Annotated in this window: 12 protein-coding genes; 8 read left to right on the top strand and 4 right to left on the bottom strand. The window is 32.9% G+C overall.

Going from position 1 to position 16487, the window contains the following annotated elements; genetic code table 11:
* The first annotated feature begins 75 nt into the window (after positions 1 to 75).
* On the top strand, positions 76 to 1401 hold the full coding sequence (locus IEW40_RS07760; protein WP_188617533.1) for a hydroxymethylglutaryl-CoA synthase family protein: 1326 nt from the start codon (positions 76 to 78) through the stop codon (positions 1399 to 1401).
* 131 nt (positions 1402 to 1532) lie between these two features.
* On the top strand, positions 1533 to 5744 hold the full coding sequence (locus IEW40_RS07755) for a T9SS type B sorting domain-containing protein (protein WP_188617532.1): 4212 nt from the start codon (positions 1533 to 1535) through the stop codon (positions 5742 to 5744).
* Between the two features lie 44 nt (positions 5745 to 5788).
* On the opposite strand, the gene IEW40_RS07750 is transcribed toward IEW40_RS07755, so the two are convergent.
* Positions 5789 to 7468 (bottom strand): glutamine--tRNA ligase/YqeY domain fusion protein, encoded by a 1680-nt coding sequence (locus IEW40_RS07750; protein WP_188617531.1) that lies wholly within the window; start codon positions 7466 to 7468, stop codon positions 5789 to 5791.
* A 242-nt stretch (positions 7469 to 7710) separates the two neighbouring features.
* Between IEW40_RS07750 and IEW40_RS07745 the strand changes: the two genes are divergently transcribed.
* The 4 genes from IEW40_RS07745 (at position 7711) to IEW40_RS07730 (ending at position 10695) form a co-directional block, all read left to right on the top strand.
* Complete coding sequence (locus IEW40_RS07745) at positions 7711 to 8349, top strand: response regulator (RefSeq protein WP_229663405.1); 639 nt, start codon at positions 7711 to 7713, stop codon at positions 8347 to 8349.
* Positions 8350 to 8365: 16 nt separating this feature from the next.
* Positions 8366 to 9226, top strand: coding sequence for a hypothetical protein (locus tag IEW40_RS07740; RefSeq protein WP_188617530.1), 861 nt, complete (start codon positions 8366 to 8368; stop codon positions 9224 to 9226).
* Positions 9227 to 9361: 135 nt separating this feature from the next.
* The gene (locus IEW40_RS07735; protein WP_188617529.1) at positions 9362 to 9898 is read left to right on the top strand and encodes a hypothetical protein; all 537 of its coding nucleotides are present in this window, start codon (positions 9362 to 9364) and stop codon (positions 9896 to 9898) included.
* A 5-nt stretch (positions 9899 to 9903) separates the two neighbouring features.
* Positions 9904 to 10695, top strand: coding sequence for a sensor histidine kinase (locus tag IEW40_RS07730; protein WP_188617528.1), 792 nt, complete (start codon positions 9904 to 9906; stop codon positions 10693 to 10695).
* A gap of 156 nt (positions 10696 to 10851) precedes the next feature.
* Here the strand turns inward: IEW40_RS07730 and menC are convergent, their stop codons facing one another.
* From menC to fbp, 3 genes are all read right to left on the bottom strand, one after another.
* The gene (gene menC / locus IEW40_RS07725; RefSeq protein WP_188617527.1) at positions 10852 to 11880 is read right to left on the bottom strand and encodes an o-succinylbenzoate synthase; all 1029 of its coding nucleotides are present in this window, start codon (positions 11878 to 11880) and stop codon (positions 10852 to 10854) included.
* Between the two features lies 1 nt (position 11881).
* Positions 11882 to 12061, bottom strand: a complete 180-nt coding sequence (locus IEW40_RS07720) for a PLDc N-terminal domain-containing protein (protein WP_229663419.1) — start codon at positions 12059 to 12061, stop codon at positions 11882 to 11884.
* A gap of 127 nt (positions 12062 to 12188) precedes the next feature.
* Positions 12189 to 13205, bottom strand: a complete 1017-nt coding sequence (fbp, locus tag IEW40_RS07715) for a class 1 fructose-bisphosphatase (RefSeq protein WP_188617525.1) — start codon at positions 13203 to 13205, stop codon at positions 12189 to 12191.
* 124 nt (positions 13206 to 13329) lie between these two features.
* Between fbp and IEW40_RS07710 the strand changes: the two genes are divergently transcribed.
* Together IEW40_RS07710 and IEW40_RS07705 are read left to right on the top strand one after the other, a co-directional pair.
* On the top strand, positions 13330 to 14568 hold the full coding sequence (locus IEW40_RS07710) for an aspartate kinase (RefSeq protein ID WP_188617524.1): 1239 nt from the start codon (positions 13330 to 13332) through the stop codon (positions 14566 to 14568).
* Positions 14569 to 14573: 5 nt separating this feature from the next.
* Positions 14574 to 16394, top strand: a complete 1821-nt coding sequence (locus tag IEW40_RS07705) for a bifunctional lysophospholipid acyltransferase family protein/GNAT family N-acetyltransferase (RefSeq protein ID WP_188617523.1) — start codon at positions 14574 to 14576, stop codon at positions 16392 to 16394.
* Positions 16395 to 16487 lie beyond the last annotated feature (93 nt).

Raw genomic sequence — 16487 nt, 5'->3', positions numbered from 1 at the left:
ACAGTTTTTTAATGAATGAGATTAATCTGTCTATAGACTAGGCTTAATCTTCTAAACCATATTAAAATTTTATCAATGAAAATCGGAATTGAAGCGGCAAGTTTTTTTGTACCTACATTGTACTTAGAAATAAAAGATTTAGCAGAAAAGCGTGGTATAGAGCCTGCAAAACTAGAAAAAGGGTTGGGATTGAAGAAAATGGCTTTCCCAGATGTGCACGAAGATGCAGCCACTTTCGCAGCGGAAGCGTTACTAAAACTCATCAAAGATTATAACATAAATCCTAAAGAAATTTCTAGAATTTACCTAGGGACAGAAAGTGCGGTAGATGCTGCCAAACCTACAGCTACTTATGCTATGCAAATGGTAGAAGGTGCTTTGGCGAATGAATTCGGGGAGAGAAGTTTCAAAAATTGTGATGTAGTAGATATGACTTTTGCGTGTGTAGGAGCAGTTGATGCTCTACACAATTGCTTAGATTTTGTGAGAGCAAATCCTGGAAAAAAAGCGGTGGTTATTGCAAGTGATTATGCAAAATACGAACTGGCTTCTACTGGCGAATATACTCAGGGTGGTGGAGCTGTAGCGGTTTTAATCTCTGATAATCCCACGCTTTTAGAAATCGAAAATCAGTTTGGGGTAGCTACAGATAGTGTTTTTGATTTCTTTAAACCTAGAAGACCTACTACCAAAAATTTGATACAAGGTTTGCCAGAAACTTTTGCAGACAAAGTAGAAATTTTCACAGATGAGCCTGTTTTTGAAGGGCAATATTCTAACCAATGTTACCAAGATAGAATAAGAGAAGCATATGCCCATTACCAAGAAGAAAGCGGAAAAGTAAAACCATATGAAAATTGGAGATTCTTGATCTTCCATTTGCCTTATGCATTCCACGGAAAGAGATTGTTTACCGAAATTTTCGGGATTGAAAACGGAATGAATACCGCAACTTCAGATGATATAAAAGCCATTGCACAAACCGAAGAATATAAAAATCTGGTGGCAGAGAAAATAGAAATTACACAACGTGCAAGTTCAGAAATAGGGAATTTATATACGGCTTCTATTTTTATGGCATTGCTTTCGGCATTGCAAGTTTCTTACACAAATGGAGAAGATTTAGCAGGCAAGGAAGTTGGGTTTTTGGCCTATGGAAGCGGAAGTAAATCTAAAGTTTTTGCCGGAAAAATAGGAGATAATTGGAAAAGTGTGGTAGAAAAATGGAATCTTTTTGAAGAGCTGAATACAAGAAAATCTATAGATTTTGATACGTATGAAAAGCTTCACCGCAAACAATTAGATCAATCTGTAAATCCTGATTGGAAAGGTTTCGGGCTTGTGAAAATAGAAAAAGAAAGTCCAGTTTTGGTAGGAGCCAGATATTACGAAAAAAGATAATTAATAACCGAGAGCAATCTCGGTTATTTTTTTGAATAAATTAAATCATTTATCGTTTATAATTAATAATTTTGAATGATAAAGAATTATTAATGAGATTTAGAAATATTTTTTTTCAAATATTAGCTCTTTTGCTTTTAACCATTGGTTTTTTTAAGTCTCAAAGCCAATCAGATTTTTTTATATCTGATGCTCAAGGAAATCAAAATCCTACCATAAGTTGCAGTTATCACTTCGTAAATGGGAATTGTGTGCAATTAACGGCCAACTATCCTCAGTTTAGATTGACGGATTCTTATCGTGTCACTTCAGCTCCTTACGCGCCATATTCTGTGCCCAATAAAACAGTCATTAAAGATAATTTGGATGATGTTTTTACTGGAGAAATTGATTTGCCTTTCAGTTTTTGTTTTTATGGTAAATCTTACCGAAAATTGTTGATAGGCTCTAATGGAATGATCAGTTTTGATGTGAATCAAGCCAATCAAGCCAATGCTCCTAATTTTTCTGACTCATTACCGAATCAAAATCTGCCTAAAGAATCTATTTTTGGAGTACTTCATGATATGTATTTTTCTGTGACGGATGATTCAGAGATTAATTATTCTGTGATTGGTGTGGCTCCTTTTAGAAAATTTATAGTAAATTTTTATAAAGGTAAATTATCTGGTTGCGATACACAGAGTTCTACTTCGCAGATTGCGCTTTCGGAAGGAAGTAATACGATAGAAGTTTTTGTAGAGAATAAAGAAGTGCCGTGTAGTTTGGCAAAATTTAGAAATTCTTTGATTGGGATTAATGATGCCACCGGAAATCTTGGGATTTCTGCTCCGGGAAGAAATACAGGAATATGGGCGGCACAAAACGAGGCGTGGGTTTTTTCACCTGATGGTGGTCTTCTAGTTCCTAATTTTGTTTGGTATGATGCCGCAGGTAATGTAATAGGAAGAGCTAAAGACCAGATGGTATGTCCGCAGAAAGAAGAAAATTATAAAGTCGATATTATCTACACTACTTGTAATGGAGAGACTACCACGTATACAGATGATATCAATCTGAAGTTTACTGTAGATTATCCTACAGTGCAGGCATTTACTAAAATTATTTGCAATGTTACAGATAATATTATTCTGGCAGATTATCGACAATTTTTGACCACTAATGATATTTCTAATTTTAATTTTGAATTTAGAGATGCTGTTACGGGTCAGTTGGTAGATGAGAATATCCCTTTTACCATCGGTGCAGATAGAACTTTTAATGTTACGGTTTCTAATAAGAATTTGCCTGATTGCAAAAAAACCACTAAGCTTTTGCTCAGGTTTTACTCAGAAAATATCCTTACCAATAGATTGAATGTATGTGATATGCTGAATGATGGGGTAGAAAATGATTTTGAGCTCAATAAATTCAATACAAAATTAGTAGGTAATAATTACCAAGGTACCATTGCATATTTTCTTAGTTATGACGATGCGCTTAATAATGTCAATCAAATTACTACCATTAACTTGGTAAATGGAACTCAATTGTATGTAAGGTTAGCCTATCAAAATTGTGTAAATGTTTTGGGGCCTGTGACCATTAATTTTAATCCTACGCCAATCGTTACTTCACCCGTAAGTATAGATGTCAATGTTTGTGATTCTAATGATGATGGAATAGAAAATTATGATTGGGAAGCTTTGGTTAAAGACAAAATTACTACAGATACTGGTGTTTCACTTATTCGTGTATTTAATTCATATTCCGCAGCTTTTAATGCCTTGCCTTCTAATCCAGGGCTTACGAATATTGTGGCAGGGACTTATAAAGTTTATGCAAGAGCAGAGTACCCTAGTGGTTGTTTTTCTATTGCAGAGATTAATATGAATGTCATTTTTGGGGTCATCAAGCTCAATAGTTCTAATACTTACATTTGTTTTGATGGGACTCAAGATATTCCTGTAAATTTAGATACATTGACTACCGGAATGTTGGTAGAGCCACTAGACGGTTCGGTTACAGGCCCTATTTATTTTGGCAGTTATCAAGATGCAGTAGATAATGATCCTGCAAAAATAATTCCTGCCAATCAATTAATTACAGATAATGGGGATTTTGTGACCAAAATATTTTATGCAAGATTTGATAAAGGAATAGATTGTTATTCTATAAAGCCTATAAATGTTTATTTGATTCATTTGGTTAAAAATATTGACCGATTTAGTATTTGTGATCATTTGAATGATGGAACGGAAACTGTTTCGCTAAATAATTATGCCCGTCAAATTAACAATCAATCAGGTACGCAAGTTTTGTTTTTTGATACCAATGCAGCGGCTCAGGCAAATGTGACGGGAACTGATATTACTTCTGCTACGGTTAATGGTAATGTTACACTCTACGCTAGAGTGATTTATCAGAGTTGTTTTATCATTTTCCCGGTTTCTTTTAATTTGGTTAATACTCCAAAAATAGCTCCCGAAGTAAATGCTGTTATTAAAAATATATGTGATAACAATGCAGATGGAAAAGAAAATATGGATGTAAGAGTTTATGAGTCTCAAATTAATATCAATAATGAGAACTTGGTTTTTACTTATTACCAAAATTACAATCCTGCCAATAATTCTTTTTCTAACCCGTATTCAGACCCAGCGAATGTGAACGTAGGAAACGGAAGTGTAGTCTATGTAATGGCAAAATTTAGAAATTCTGGTTGTTTTTCTGTTTCTAGAATTAATTTCGGAATAGAATTTTATCCGCCAATTTATCTTAATCATAATGCAGTGCTTAAAATTTGCGACAAGGATTTGAACTTTGGGGAGTCATTTGATTTATCTCAGACCACTGCACAGATTTTTGATCAAAGTAACAATAAAGTTCAGCTTTCGGATTTGGTAATTACTTATTATGTCACTGAGGCTGATGCTAATAACGGAACTTCGGTGGGTAGAATTGCATCTCCTTTCGTTACTTCCGCGGCTAATGTCTTTGTTTATGCCAGATTTCAATCTAGAACTTATGGTTGCTATTCTGTAGCGCCTATTAATTTGTTGTCTTATTTCCCTGTAAAGGCTAGAAATTCTGTCATTCAGATTTGTGATAATAATGTAGATGGTTTTTATGATGTCAATCTTTTAGACTACAAAGACCAAATGGTGCAAACGCCAAGTGATGAAAATGTGTATACTTTTTATCTCAATCCATTAGATATAGGGGCTCCTGGTAAAGAAATACCTAATCCGAGCAATTTTATTCTGAATCCTTATACCTCTAAAATTTGGGTATATGTAGAAAATTTGAAAGATTGTGGTAGTAGTGCTGAAATTAATTTTGTGAATGGGACTCAGCTTTCTATCAACCCGAATCAGTTTACTATTGGTAATATTTGTGATGAAGGCAATGATGGTAAAGAAATTATAGATTTAACTACTTTTGAAGCGAATTTTGGAACATCTTATACGTATGAGTATTTTGAAACAAGACAAAATATGATAGACGCTCAGAACCCAATTCAGAATCCTTCCGCTTATCTTTTTGATGAAGCCAAGGGAATTTCTACGTTGTATGTTAAGGTTTCTCAAGCAGGTTTTTGTCCTAATTTTTATACCATAAATGTTCTGAAATTTAACAAAACGCCTATCATTACCATTAATGATTTTTATTACTGTAAAAATGACTTGATAGGGTTAAATATTCGTCCAGATTTTACAGGCTTAAATGTAATTTACTATAAATGGGAATACCCAGATGGTACAATTTCGGAAGGGGCTGGTCAGAATTTTTTAACAGGAGTTAAAAAGATAGGCACGTATCAACTGACACTTACCAATTCATCTAACTGTACTTATACTACAAGTTTTAAAGTCATCAATATAGATACGCCAGAAATTACAAAATTATCTGGGGAAAATGATTATTATACCATAACAGCTACTGGAACTTCAGGTAGAAAAATAGTCTATTCTAAGGATTTGATTACTTGGCAAGACAGTAATGTATTTACCAATTTACAGCCGGGTGATTACACTTTTTATGTAAAATATTCTGATTCTGATTGTCACGGAGATATGAGATTGGGCAGAATTTTTACGATAATTAATGCATTTACGCCCAACGGAGATGGTTTAAATGATTATTGGAAACTAAGTGGTCTAGATGTTTTTCCAGAGAATTCTACTTTACAAATATTTGATAGATACGGAAATCTGGTGTATCAGCAGATTAGCAATACAGAATTTGTTTGGGACGGTCAATTCAATTCTAGGAATTTAGGTACAGATTCTTATTGGTACGTCATAAAAGCAGCAGATGGAAGAACCTACAAAGGTTGGATTTTATTGAAAAATAGAAATTAATTGATAAGAAAAAGCTTCACCCAAAGATGAAGCTTTTTTTAATTTTATTGTTCTAGTTTGAAACTATCTTTCAGCGTTACAGTTCTATTAAAAACCAGTTTTTCATCAGTAGAATCTTTGTCTAGTGTAAAATACCCAATTCTTTGGAACTGATAATGGTCTTCTACTTTTGCATTTTTAAGACTCGGTTCTGCATATCCTTCAATTACTTTTAAGGAATCTTTGTTTACAAATTCCATAAAATCTGTTTCTTTTTCAGCGTCTGGTTGTTCGTTTGTGAAAAGTCTGTCATATACTCTTATCTCAATTGGTAAAGCGTGCTTTGCAGAAACCCAATGCAGTGTTCCTTTTACTTTTCTCATGCTGGCTTCTGTGCCACTTCCAGATTTAGAATCTTCGTCGTAAGTTGCATAGATGGTCGTTATTTCGCCGTTTTCGTCTTTTTCTACTCTTGTAGCTTTGATGATGTAAGCAGATTTTAGACGAACTTCACCTCCAATCGTTAGTCTGAAGAATTTTTTTGGAGCTTCTTCCATAAAATCTTCTCTTTCTATGTAGAGTTCTTTAGAAAAAGGCACTTGTCTGGTTCCAGCGTTTTCGTCTTCAGGATTGTTTTCGGTTTCTAGCCATTCTTCTTTTCCTTCTGGGTAATTTTCTATGACCAATTTTACAGGATTTACTACAGACATTACTCTGGTAGCAATCTTGTTAAGGTCTTCTCTTACACAGAATTCTAATAATTGTATATTGATGAGGTTTTCGCGTTTTGCTACCCCAACTCTGTCTATAAATTCTCTGATAGATTTCGGGGTGTAACCTAATCTTCTCATACCAGAGATGGTAGGCATTCTAGGGTCATCCCAACCTGTAACTACATTTTCTGCAACTAATCTTTGTAATTTACGTTTAGAAGTTACCATATAAGTAACATTCATTCTGGCAAATTCTCTTTGTTTGTTGCGTACTTTACCATCTTCATAAACTTGGTCTAAATACCAATCGTAAAGAGGTCTGTGGTTTTCGAATTCTAGAGAACACAAAGAGTGCGAAATTTGTTCTAAATAGTCAGATTCACCATGAGCCCAATCGTACATAGGATAGATTTTCCATTTTTCGCCAGTTCTGTGGTGTGGTCTTTTTAGAATTCTATACATTACAGGGTCACGCATATTCATATTAGGCGAGGTCATGTCTATTTTGGCTCTTAGAGACATTGTCCCTTCTTCGAATTCTCCGTTTTTCATTTTTTCAAATAAATTTAGAGATTCTTCTATGGGTCTATTTCTGTAAGGGGAATCTATGCCAGGTTCTGTAGGGTTTTTTCTTTGTTCTGTAATCAATTCAGAAGGTTGCTCATCTACATAAGCTTTACCTTGTTTAATCATTTCTACCGCCCAATCATATAATTGCTGGAAGTAATCTGAGGCATAAAGTTCTTGGTCATAAGTAAAACCAAGCCACTTGATGTCTTCTTTGATGGCATCTACAAACTCTTGTTCTTCTTTTTCAGGATTGGTGTCATCAAATCTTAAATTTACCGGAGCTCCGTATTTTTCTCCCAAACCAAAGTTGATGCAGATTGCCTTGGTATGACCTACGTGCAAATAGCCATTAGGTTCAGGAGGAAATCTGAATCTTAGTTTAGTTGCATCAAGACCATTCTCAATGTCATTTTCTATGATTTGTTCTATAAAATTGAGCGGTTTTTTTTCTTCTACTTCCATAATCAATTCTTGTAATATGCAAATTTATGAATTTTAGAATATTTTTGTGAATAATTTATCTGTATAAACCATTATGTAGTCAATTTTTATTTTTGTTTTGTGAAATATTTAATCATATGACTCATTTATTTTTAGATTTTTATCATTTTGTCAATATTTTTTATAATTTTACAAGATTACACAAAGGTGTAATTGTGTGAGGGCTGGTTTATTTTGATATTTGTTGTTGATAACTATATTTTATGATTGAAATTACTGTAGCAATAGTAGAGGATGAGAAGCATTATAATAATGCCTTAAAAAAAATTATTGACTATGATGCAGGTTTGCGTTGTATAGGGCAATTTTATACAGGGAATGAAGCTATGAACCATCTTGTTGCCTTGAAGCCCAATGTGGTTTTGATGGATATTAAACTGCCAGACATGAGCGGAATAGAAATAATGTCAAAAATAAAATCGCAATTAGAAGATACTCAGTTTATGATGTGTACCAGTTTTGAAGATGATGAACATATTTATGACTCTCTAAAATTTGGGGCAGCTGGTTATTTAATAAAAGGGGAGAGCATGGATAAGATTATATCATCTATAAAAGATGTACATAGAGGAGGTGCTCCTATGAGTTTTGGTGTGGCCAAAAGAGTTTTGAATTATTTCAGAGAAGAGAAATCAGAAATTAACAATCATTTGAATGATTTATCTAAATCTGAGCACGAAATTTTAGAATTATTGGCACAAGGATTACTTTATAAAGAAATAGCAGATAAAAAAGATATTACCATAGATACCGTAAAAAAACATGTAGGTAATATCTATAGAAAATTGCATGTTAGCAATAAAGTAGAAGCTATCAATATTTTGAAAAACATTAAATATTAACTATAAAAATTCGCAAATGAAAAAACAAGCTACTTTTTTTAGAATAGTTGCAACAACAGTATTATTTACCATTTTAAGTTGCAATAAAAATCCTAATTCAACCCAAAACATTATTTCTTCTGAAAATGCAGACAGTGCAAGTCTAAAAATAGATCCATTAGCACATATTCCTATGCCAGCAAAGCTAGACTCTGCCATGAGACAAAGTTTCGATAAAGAAACTTATCAAGAATTGAAAAAATTAAACAAAAAGAATGGTAAATCTTTTTATATTACAAAAGAGAATTATCTTAAAATGATTGATAATCTGCCTGTAGATGCAGATAGGGTATCTTTTAGTTTTGTGCAATTTAATAGTGCTAAATTTCCTGGTAAGTATAAGGAATTGTCAAAATTTGATGGTTCACTCTACATGTTGTACTCTTATATAGACAAAAGCGGAAAAATTCTTGCTGGTAAAGCTTATGCTGTACTTTCTGTAAAAGATGCCTTAGAAATACCGGAAGCAGATTTTAACATTATGTTTGAGGATTATAAAACCAATATAAAACCAAAAATTGACCGTTTTGTAAAAGGGCCACAAGGGAATACGCTTTCTGTAAGAATAACCAGAACGGATTTAGAAGCGTATAAGGCTAGAATGACTACCAAAAAAGATATTGGAAAATTCAAAATTACTCTTGCACAGTGGCAACCTATTTCTAATTTTACATCAAAAGATCAGCAAAATTCACTGTTAAATAAATTATCAGGTTTTACGGATGATAATGTAGGGCAAATGACTTTTATTACAGACTGTGTGGGTGCAAATGGTCAGAATATTAATAGTCTTTCAGGTGATGATTTTAATAGTTTTTGTCCAACTGATTGTGATTAACAAATGAATAGTATATTAACAAATGTTTATAATATGGTTGTCATTATAACTATGTTATATTCTTTATATCTTTTGTTTTGGAAAAAGTACAAAAAAAGGCAAAGACACTTTTATCTTTATATAACTATCATTTTTTTGATTGACAGTATAGGGATTATTATGGGTAGAAAATATTTTGATATAGATCAATTTTATTTCTATTTTCCACTTTTTATTTTTACAATTCTATACTTTGGCTATTTTTATTTGAATGATTATAAAGATAAGTTTAATAGAATTTTATTGGTATCATTGGTTTTTTTGTCATTAGTCTTTATTGTCTTTTATCAAATTCAGGAAGATTCTCTGGTCGTCTCTTCTAATCTTTTTTTAGTGTTAATTGTATATCAACTCGCATTGGCCTTGCAATGGTTTTGGTATATTGTAAATCATGCTGATGAGCAAAATATAATACATAAACAAGCTTTTTGGGTGAGCTGTGCCCTGCTCCTTTGGAGTACATTTGCATTGTTTAGAATGTACCCTGTGTATGACTTGAATAAAATTGATAGTTCCTTTTTGGCTACTATCATAGATGTCTTTCAGGTTGTGAATATTATCACATATTTACTTTACATCAGAGGTTTAAGGTGTACAGATTATAATATCCTTAGAACATTTAATCACTTTTAAGTAAAATGAATCATTTGCCAGAGCAAGTAAAATTTATGTTTCTAATAGCACTCATTATTCTTATTATGTTTGCAGGATTTATTGTGATGGTGGTCATGGTGTATAAAAAGAAACAATTGGTATTTCAGAAAGAAAGATTGCTACAAGATATCCAATACAGAAATCAGTTGTTAGAAAAAGAGTTAGAAATTCAGATGAAAGTTCAGGAAGAAAGAGAACGTATTTCACATGATATGCATGATGATTTAGGAGCGGGTATATCTGCTTTAAAACTTCAGGCTGAATTTATCAAACAAAAAGTAGATGACCAAAGTATAAAAGATGATGTAGATGAATTGCTAAAAACGGCAGGTGAGATGAATCTTTCTATGCGTGAAATGCTTTGGAGTCTTAACTCTACCAACGATAATTTAGGGAATTTCATGCAATATGTAATACAATATGCCGAAAGTTTTTTTAAAAAATCTTCTATTAAGATTTTGGTCAAAAGAGATGTCAACTCTCCTGAAGCCAAACTTAATTCTGAAATGCGAAGAAATCTGTTTCTTTGTGCCAAAGAATCCTTGAATAACATTTATAAACATAGCAAAGCCAGTGAAGTTAGTATTTCATTTAACCTTACTCATGATGAAGTTTTCACCATGCAGATTTCTGACAATGGAGTTGGTTTAGGAGAAAATAAAAATATAGGATATGGTCTGCAGAATATGCAAAAGAGGATGAATGATGTAGGCGGTAAATATGAAATATGCACTACGAAAGAAGGTTTGTGCTTATTTTTTGTGATAAAAATTTAGAAAACTACACAAAAGTGTAATTGACTGTTGGCAAAACTAATCATACATTTGTATCAGAAAAACATAACCGCGAAAACTTAGCGCTTAAACACAAATGATTGATTCTATTGTAAAGGTCTTCTGCATAAGAAGACCTTTATTTTTTAGCTTAAGATTTTACCTAGTATTCATCCACATTTTATCACCTTTCAAATTTAGATTTGTTTCAAAATTATTGGTAAAGAGTGCTCCGGTTCCTAATCCTTGTGGTAAAGGATTTTTTTTGGTGTAAGTGTATTGGCAAATAGCATTAAGTCCTATATTACTCTCTAAGGCAGAAGTAATCCACCAATTGATTCCCAATTCTTTGGCAATCGAAATCCAGTCGTCTGAGCCAGAAAAACCACCTACGAGTGCAGGTTTTAAAATGATATATTGAGGTTTTATAGTTTCTAAAAGTTTTTTCTTTTCTTCGTAGTCTATGATGCCTATCAATTCTTCGTCTAGCGCAATAGGAGTGGGTGTTACTGCGCACAATTTTGCCATCAAAGAATCTTCGGACTTTGGACTTCGTATTTCTGACTTTTTTATGGGTTGTTCTATAGAATGAATTTTGAGCTCTGCTAATTCTTGCAATACGATTTTAGCTTCTTCATAACTAAAGGCACCATTGGCATCTACTCTCAGTTCAAGCTTTTCTGCTGGGAATTTTTGTCTCAGTTTTTTGATGATTTTTTTCTCAGAATTCCAATCTACTCCTATTTTTAATTTGATGCAATCAAATCCTTTTTCAAGTTTTTCTTCAATCTGAGATTGCATAAATTCTACAGTTCCCATCCAAATGAGACCATTAATTTTAATAGAATCTTTACCCGTTGTAAAATCACTTGGGAAATATAAATCTAAACCATTTTTTAAATTTAATAACGCTTGTTCTAGTCCGAAAATGATGGAGGGAAAATGGCTAAGCTCATTTTTTAAAATTTCAAAATCTTGATTGATATTTTGACAAAGCCAATTCAGTTTTTCTTCATATTCTGGTACGTCATCATAGCTTAACCCTCGGAAAATGGCACATTCTCCAATCCCTATTTTCCCTTCTTCTGATACTTCTAGAATGTAGGTTTCTTTGGTAGTTAAGACACCTCTAGAGGTTCCGCTTGCGTGTTTAAATTGTAAAATATATTTTTTGAAATGGGCTCGCATATTATTTGATTTTCTGATTTTTTCCTATTGCAAAATACAATATTGAGCCTAATATAGGCAAAAAAATAACTAGCAATACCCAAATTATTTTACCATTGGCCTCTTTGAAATTGCTTTTTAAAATATCAATTAAGGCGATAATCCATAATATGGATGGTAATAATATGAAAATGAAGACCATAATGAGATGTATTATGGAAAGAGATAAAAGAGTTATTGGCATTTGGATAAAAAATTTAAATAAAATTACAAAAAAATCGTAAAAACTCTTTAGATTTTACGATTTTAAAAATTTATTTTTTTGATGATTAAGGTTTTACTGCTTTGGTCATAAATTCTTCTGCTTTTGTAACCATGGCGGCGCTTCCGCAGAAAAAAGGAACTCTTTGGTGCAACTCTGTAGGCTGTATTTCTAGAATTCTTCTGTAGCCATCACTGCATTTTCCGCCGGCTTGTTCTGCTAAAAAAGCCATAGGATTACACTCGTAGAGTAATCTTAGTTTTCCCTTCGGTGAGTGTGAAGTTGATGGGTAAATGTATATGCCGCCTTTGATCATATTTCTATGAAAGTCAGATACTAACGAACCAATGTAACGTGAAGTGTATGGTCTGTCATCTTCTTCTAATTGACAATATTTAATGTAATCTTTCACGCCCTGTGGGAATTTAATATAGTTTCCTTCGTTAATAGAATATATTTTTCCCGAAGTAGGGATTTTCATATTAGGATGAGAGAGATAATAGGTGCCAATTGAAGGGTCTAGCGTAAACCCATTTACGCCATTTCCTGTGGTATAAACAATCATGGTAGAAGAGCCATAAACGACATAACCTGCGGCTACTTGTTTAATTCCTTTTTGCAAAAAATCTTCCATTTGCACTGGGGTTCCAGGTTCTGTTACGCGCCTGTAGATAGAAAAAATGGTACCTACAGAAACATTGACATCTATATTAGAAGAGCCGTCTAAAGGGTCTATCAAAACTACATATTTGCTAAGGTGAGCGTTGTTGGTTGCTTTAATTTCTATAAAATCATCACTTTCTTCAGACGCTATTCCGCAGACAACTTCTCTCTGAGAAAGTGCTTCTATAAAAATATTATTGGCAAGAACGTCTAGTTTTTGTTGGTCTTCGCCTTGTATATTTTGATTTCCGGCTTGCCCAATGATATTGGCAATTCCAGCTTTGTTTACTTCTCTATTTACTACTTTAGAAGCTAGTCTAATTGCGCTAATTAATCTAGAAAGCTCGCCTGTAGAGTATTTAAAATCTTCTTGTTTGTCAATGATAAATTCACCTAGGGTTTGGAATGTTTGGTCAGACATTTTTTGTTATTTTGGTTTGTTGTAAATTTCGTAAAAATCTGGCAATTTTCATACTAAATTTAAAAAAAATCATTTGAAAATAATTTAATAAATTTGAAGGTTTGAAATGTTATAAGGTACAACAATGAAAGTTTTTAAATTTGGAGGAGCATCTGTAAAAGATGCTGAAAGCGTAAAAAATGTAGCAAAAGTTTTAGAAACTCAAGGTTTCGAGAAATGTTTATTAGTGGTTTCTGCGATGGGCAAGACAACCAATGCATTAGAAAAAGTAATGGAATATTACTTTAAGAAAGAGGATTTCCACAGTGAAATAGAGAAGATAAAACAGTCTCACTTAGAAATTACCAAGGGGCTTTTTGCAGAAAATCATTCTATTTTTAATGAAGTAGCCTTGTTTTTTGATGATTTGGAAGCTTTTTTGAGAAGAAATAAATCTCCAAATTATAACTTTGTTTATGACCAAGTGGTGAGTTGTGGCGAGATGATTTCGTCTAAAATTCTTAGTGATTATCTTAATGATATTGGTTTTTCTAACTCATGGTTAGATGCCAGAGATTATATTAAAACGGATGATTCTTACAGAGAAGGCGTTGTAAATTGGAAAGAGACAGAGGCTAATATTTCTAAATTAGGAAAAGAGCAATCTTATGTGACTCAGGGTTTTATAGGTTCTGAAGACAATAATTTTACCGTAACACTAGGTAGAGAAGGTTCAGATTATTCTGCGGCTATTTTTGCGTATTGCTTAAATGCAGATGCTATGACCATTTGGAAAGATGTACCAGGAGTAATGACAGGAGACCCAAGAAAATTCGAAAATGTAACGTTGCTTTCTAATATTTCTTACGAAGAAGCAATTGAAATGGCATATTATGGGGCATCTGTAATTCACCCAAAAACATTACAACCGCTTAAGCAAAAAAATATTCCTTTTTATGTGAAATCTTTTGTAGAGCCTGTAAAACCAGGTACTAAGGTAGGGATTTCAGATAAAAATCAAAGCGAAGAAAGTTACATTCTAAAAGAAAATCAGGTTTTGATGAATATTTCGACCAGAGATTTTTCATTTATTGCAGAAGATCATATCAGTCAGATTTTTAATCTTTTAGCAAAATACAAAGTTAAAGTTTCTCTTATGCAAAATTCAGCAATTTCTTTGGCATTATGTTTAGAAGATAAATTCGGTAAAATAGATTTGGTAAATGAAGAGTTGAGTCAAAAATTCAATACAGATTTAGTAAAAAATGTATCGCTTTATACCGTGAGAAACGCTAACTTAGATGAACTTTCTAAATTTTATCAAAATAAAAAAGTTCTACTAGAGCAAATTTCTAAACAAACGGTACAAATCGTCACAAATTAAAACTAATGAGCCTCATTTCTAAACAAGACCTTATAAAAGCAACAGGGCTTTCTAAATTTGGTTTTCTCAAAAGACCCATTGCAGCTACCATAATGAAATTGGTGAAGCTAGATGGTGTCAATAAGCTTTATGATCAATTAAAAGATACGGAAGGAAAAGTATTTTTCGATCAATTCCTCAAGGAGTTGGGGGTAAATTATATTGCTTACGAGGAAGATTTGGCAAAAATTCCCAAGACAGGACCATTTATTTTAGTGGCCAATCATCCTCTTGGTGCTGTAGATGGTATTTTGATGTGCAAAATTCTTTCAGAAATAAGGCCAGATTTTAAAATTATGGGCAATTTTTTGCTACAAAAAATTGAGCCGATGAAAGATTATGTAATTCCAGTAAATCCTTTTGAGGGAAGGAAGGAGTCATTCAATAGCTTGTCGGGAATGAGAGATACTCTTACTCATCTCAAGAATGGGGGCTGTATAGGCATTTTTCCGGCAGGGGAGGTTTCAAACAAAAATAATGAGACAGGAGAAGTTTTAGATAAAGATTGGGAATTGCCTGCTCTTAAGTTAATTAAGAAAGCCAAAGTTCCTGTAGTTCCTATGTATTTTCATGCTAAAAATTCTAGAGCGTTTTATAGTTTTGCTAAAATACATCCAGATTTACAAACCTTAATGCTTCCTTCAGAGATGCTCAAAAAAAGAGACAAACCCGTGAGGATAAGAATAGGTAAGCCAGTTTCTTCAAAAATAATAGAAGATTGTGATGATGCAAAAGAATTAGGAGATTTTTTAAGAAAAAAGGTCTACATGATGAGGTCTTACTTTGATAGAAGAAAATCTATCACAGAGTTATTTAAATTGTCTAATTTGCCCATTAAATTCCCTCTAAAGCACGAAGAAGAAGTTGTTCAAAATATCATAGATGAAACCCCAGTAGAAGATTTATTGAAAGATATTGAAAATCTTAAATCTAAAGATAAGCAACTTTTCGCTAATGGTAATTATGAAGTGTATTTCACAGAATACAAACTCATACCATCAATCATGAGAGAAATAGGAAGGCAAAGAGAATTAACCTTCAGAGAAGTAGGAGAGGGTACCAATCTTCCGTTTGATTTAGATCAATATGATCAGCATTATCATCATTTAATTTTGTGGGATAGTGCTACACAAAAAATTGCAGGAGCTTACCGAATGGCACTAGGTGCACAAGTCATGAAGAGATATGGTATAGATGGCTTTTACGTGAGTTCACTATTCGAAGTAGACCAAGAGTTGCGTCCGTTTTTCAGAAAGGTAATAGAGATGGGAAGGGCTTATATTACTAGTGAATACCAGCAAAAGCCATTGCCGCTTTTTTTGCTGTGGAGAGGCATTGTGCATGTATGTCTTAGAAATCCAGAGCATAAGTTTCTAATGGGAGGCGTAAGTATCAGTAATAGATTTTCAGATTTTTCTAAATCTTTGATGATTGAATTTATGCGTTCTCACTATTATGATTCTGTTGTAGCGCAATATGTACACCCTAAAAATGATTATAAGGTAAGGCTTAGTGAAAAAGATAAAAGTCTATTTTTTGAAGGTTTGGATAATGATTTGAATAAATTTGATAAATTGATTGATGATTTTGAGCCTCAGATGAGATTGCCAGTTTTGATTAAGAAATACATCAAACAAAATGCAAAAGTGATAGCCTTCAATGTAGACCCTAATTTTAATGATGCAATAGATGGGTTGATGTATATTAGAATAAGTGATCTTCCGGAAAGTACCATAAGGCCAGTCTTAGAAGAATTAAGTGAACAGTTGAAAGATACAGAAAAATAATTCTATTGAAAATCAGCTACTTTAAGTTAAATGCTGAAAAATAATTTAAAAATAGTTGCATGGTATATAAAAAGTGATTACTTTTGCACCACT

It is taken from the genome of Cloacibacterium rupense, assembly GCF_014645495.1.
GTDB lineage: Bacteria > Bacteroidota > Bacteroidia > Flavobacteriales > Weeksellaceae > Cloacibacterium > Cloacibacterium rupense.
Note: the sequence above shows the minus strand (reverse complement) of the source record. Positions and strands in the feature narration are given on the sequence as shown.

What these genes read in the sequence shown, in the direction of transcription:
- IEW40_RS07760 (WP_188617533.1), top strand. Translation starts at nt 76, where the DNA reads ATGAAAATCGGAATTGAAGCGGCAAGTTTTTTTGTACCTACATTGTAC.
- IEW40_RS07750 (WP_188617531.1), bottom strand. Translation starts at nt 7,468, where the DNA reads ATGGAAGTAGAAGAAAAAAAACCGCTCAATTTTATAGAACAAATCATA.
- IEW40_RS07745 (WP_229663405.1), top strand. Translation starts at nt 7,711, where the DNA reads ATGATTGAAATTACTGTAGCAATAGTAGAGGATGAGAAGCATTATAAT.
- IEW40_RS07740 (WP_188617530.1), top strand. Translation starts at nt 8,366, where the DNA reads ATGAAAAAACAAGCTACTTTTTTTAGAATAGTTGCAACAACAGTATTA.
- IEW40_RS07730 (WP_188617528.1), top strand. Translation starts at nt 9,904, where the DNA reads ATGAATCATTTGCCAGAGCAAGTAAAATTTATGTTTCTAATAGCACTC.
- menC (WP_188617527.1), bottom strand. Translation starts at nt 11,880, where the DNA reads ATGCGAGCCCATTTCAAAAAATATATTTTACAATTTAAACACGCAAGC.
- IEW40_RS07720 (WP_229663419.1), bottom strand. Translation starts at nt 12,061, where the DNA reads ATGGTCTTCATTTTCATATTATTACCATCCATATTATGGATTATCGCC.
- fbp (WP_188617525.1), bottom strand. Translation starts at nt 13,205, where the DNA reads ATGTCTGACCAAACATTCCAAACCCTAGGTGAATTTATCATTGACAAA.
- IEW40_RS07710 (WP_188617524.1), top strand. Translation starts at nt 13,330, where the DNA reads ATGAAAGTTTTTAAATTTGGAGGAGCATCTGTAAAAGATGCTGAAAGC.
- IEW40_RS07705 (WP_188617523.1), top strand. Translation starts at nt 14,574, where the DNA reads ATGAGCCTCATTTCTAAACAAGACCTTATAAAAGCAACAGGGCTTTCT.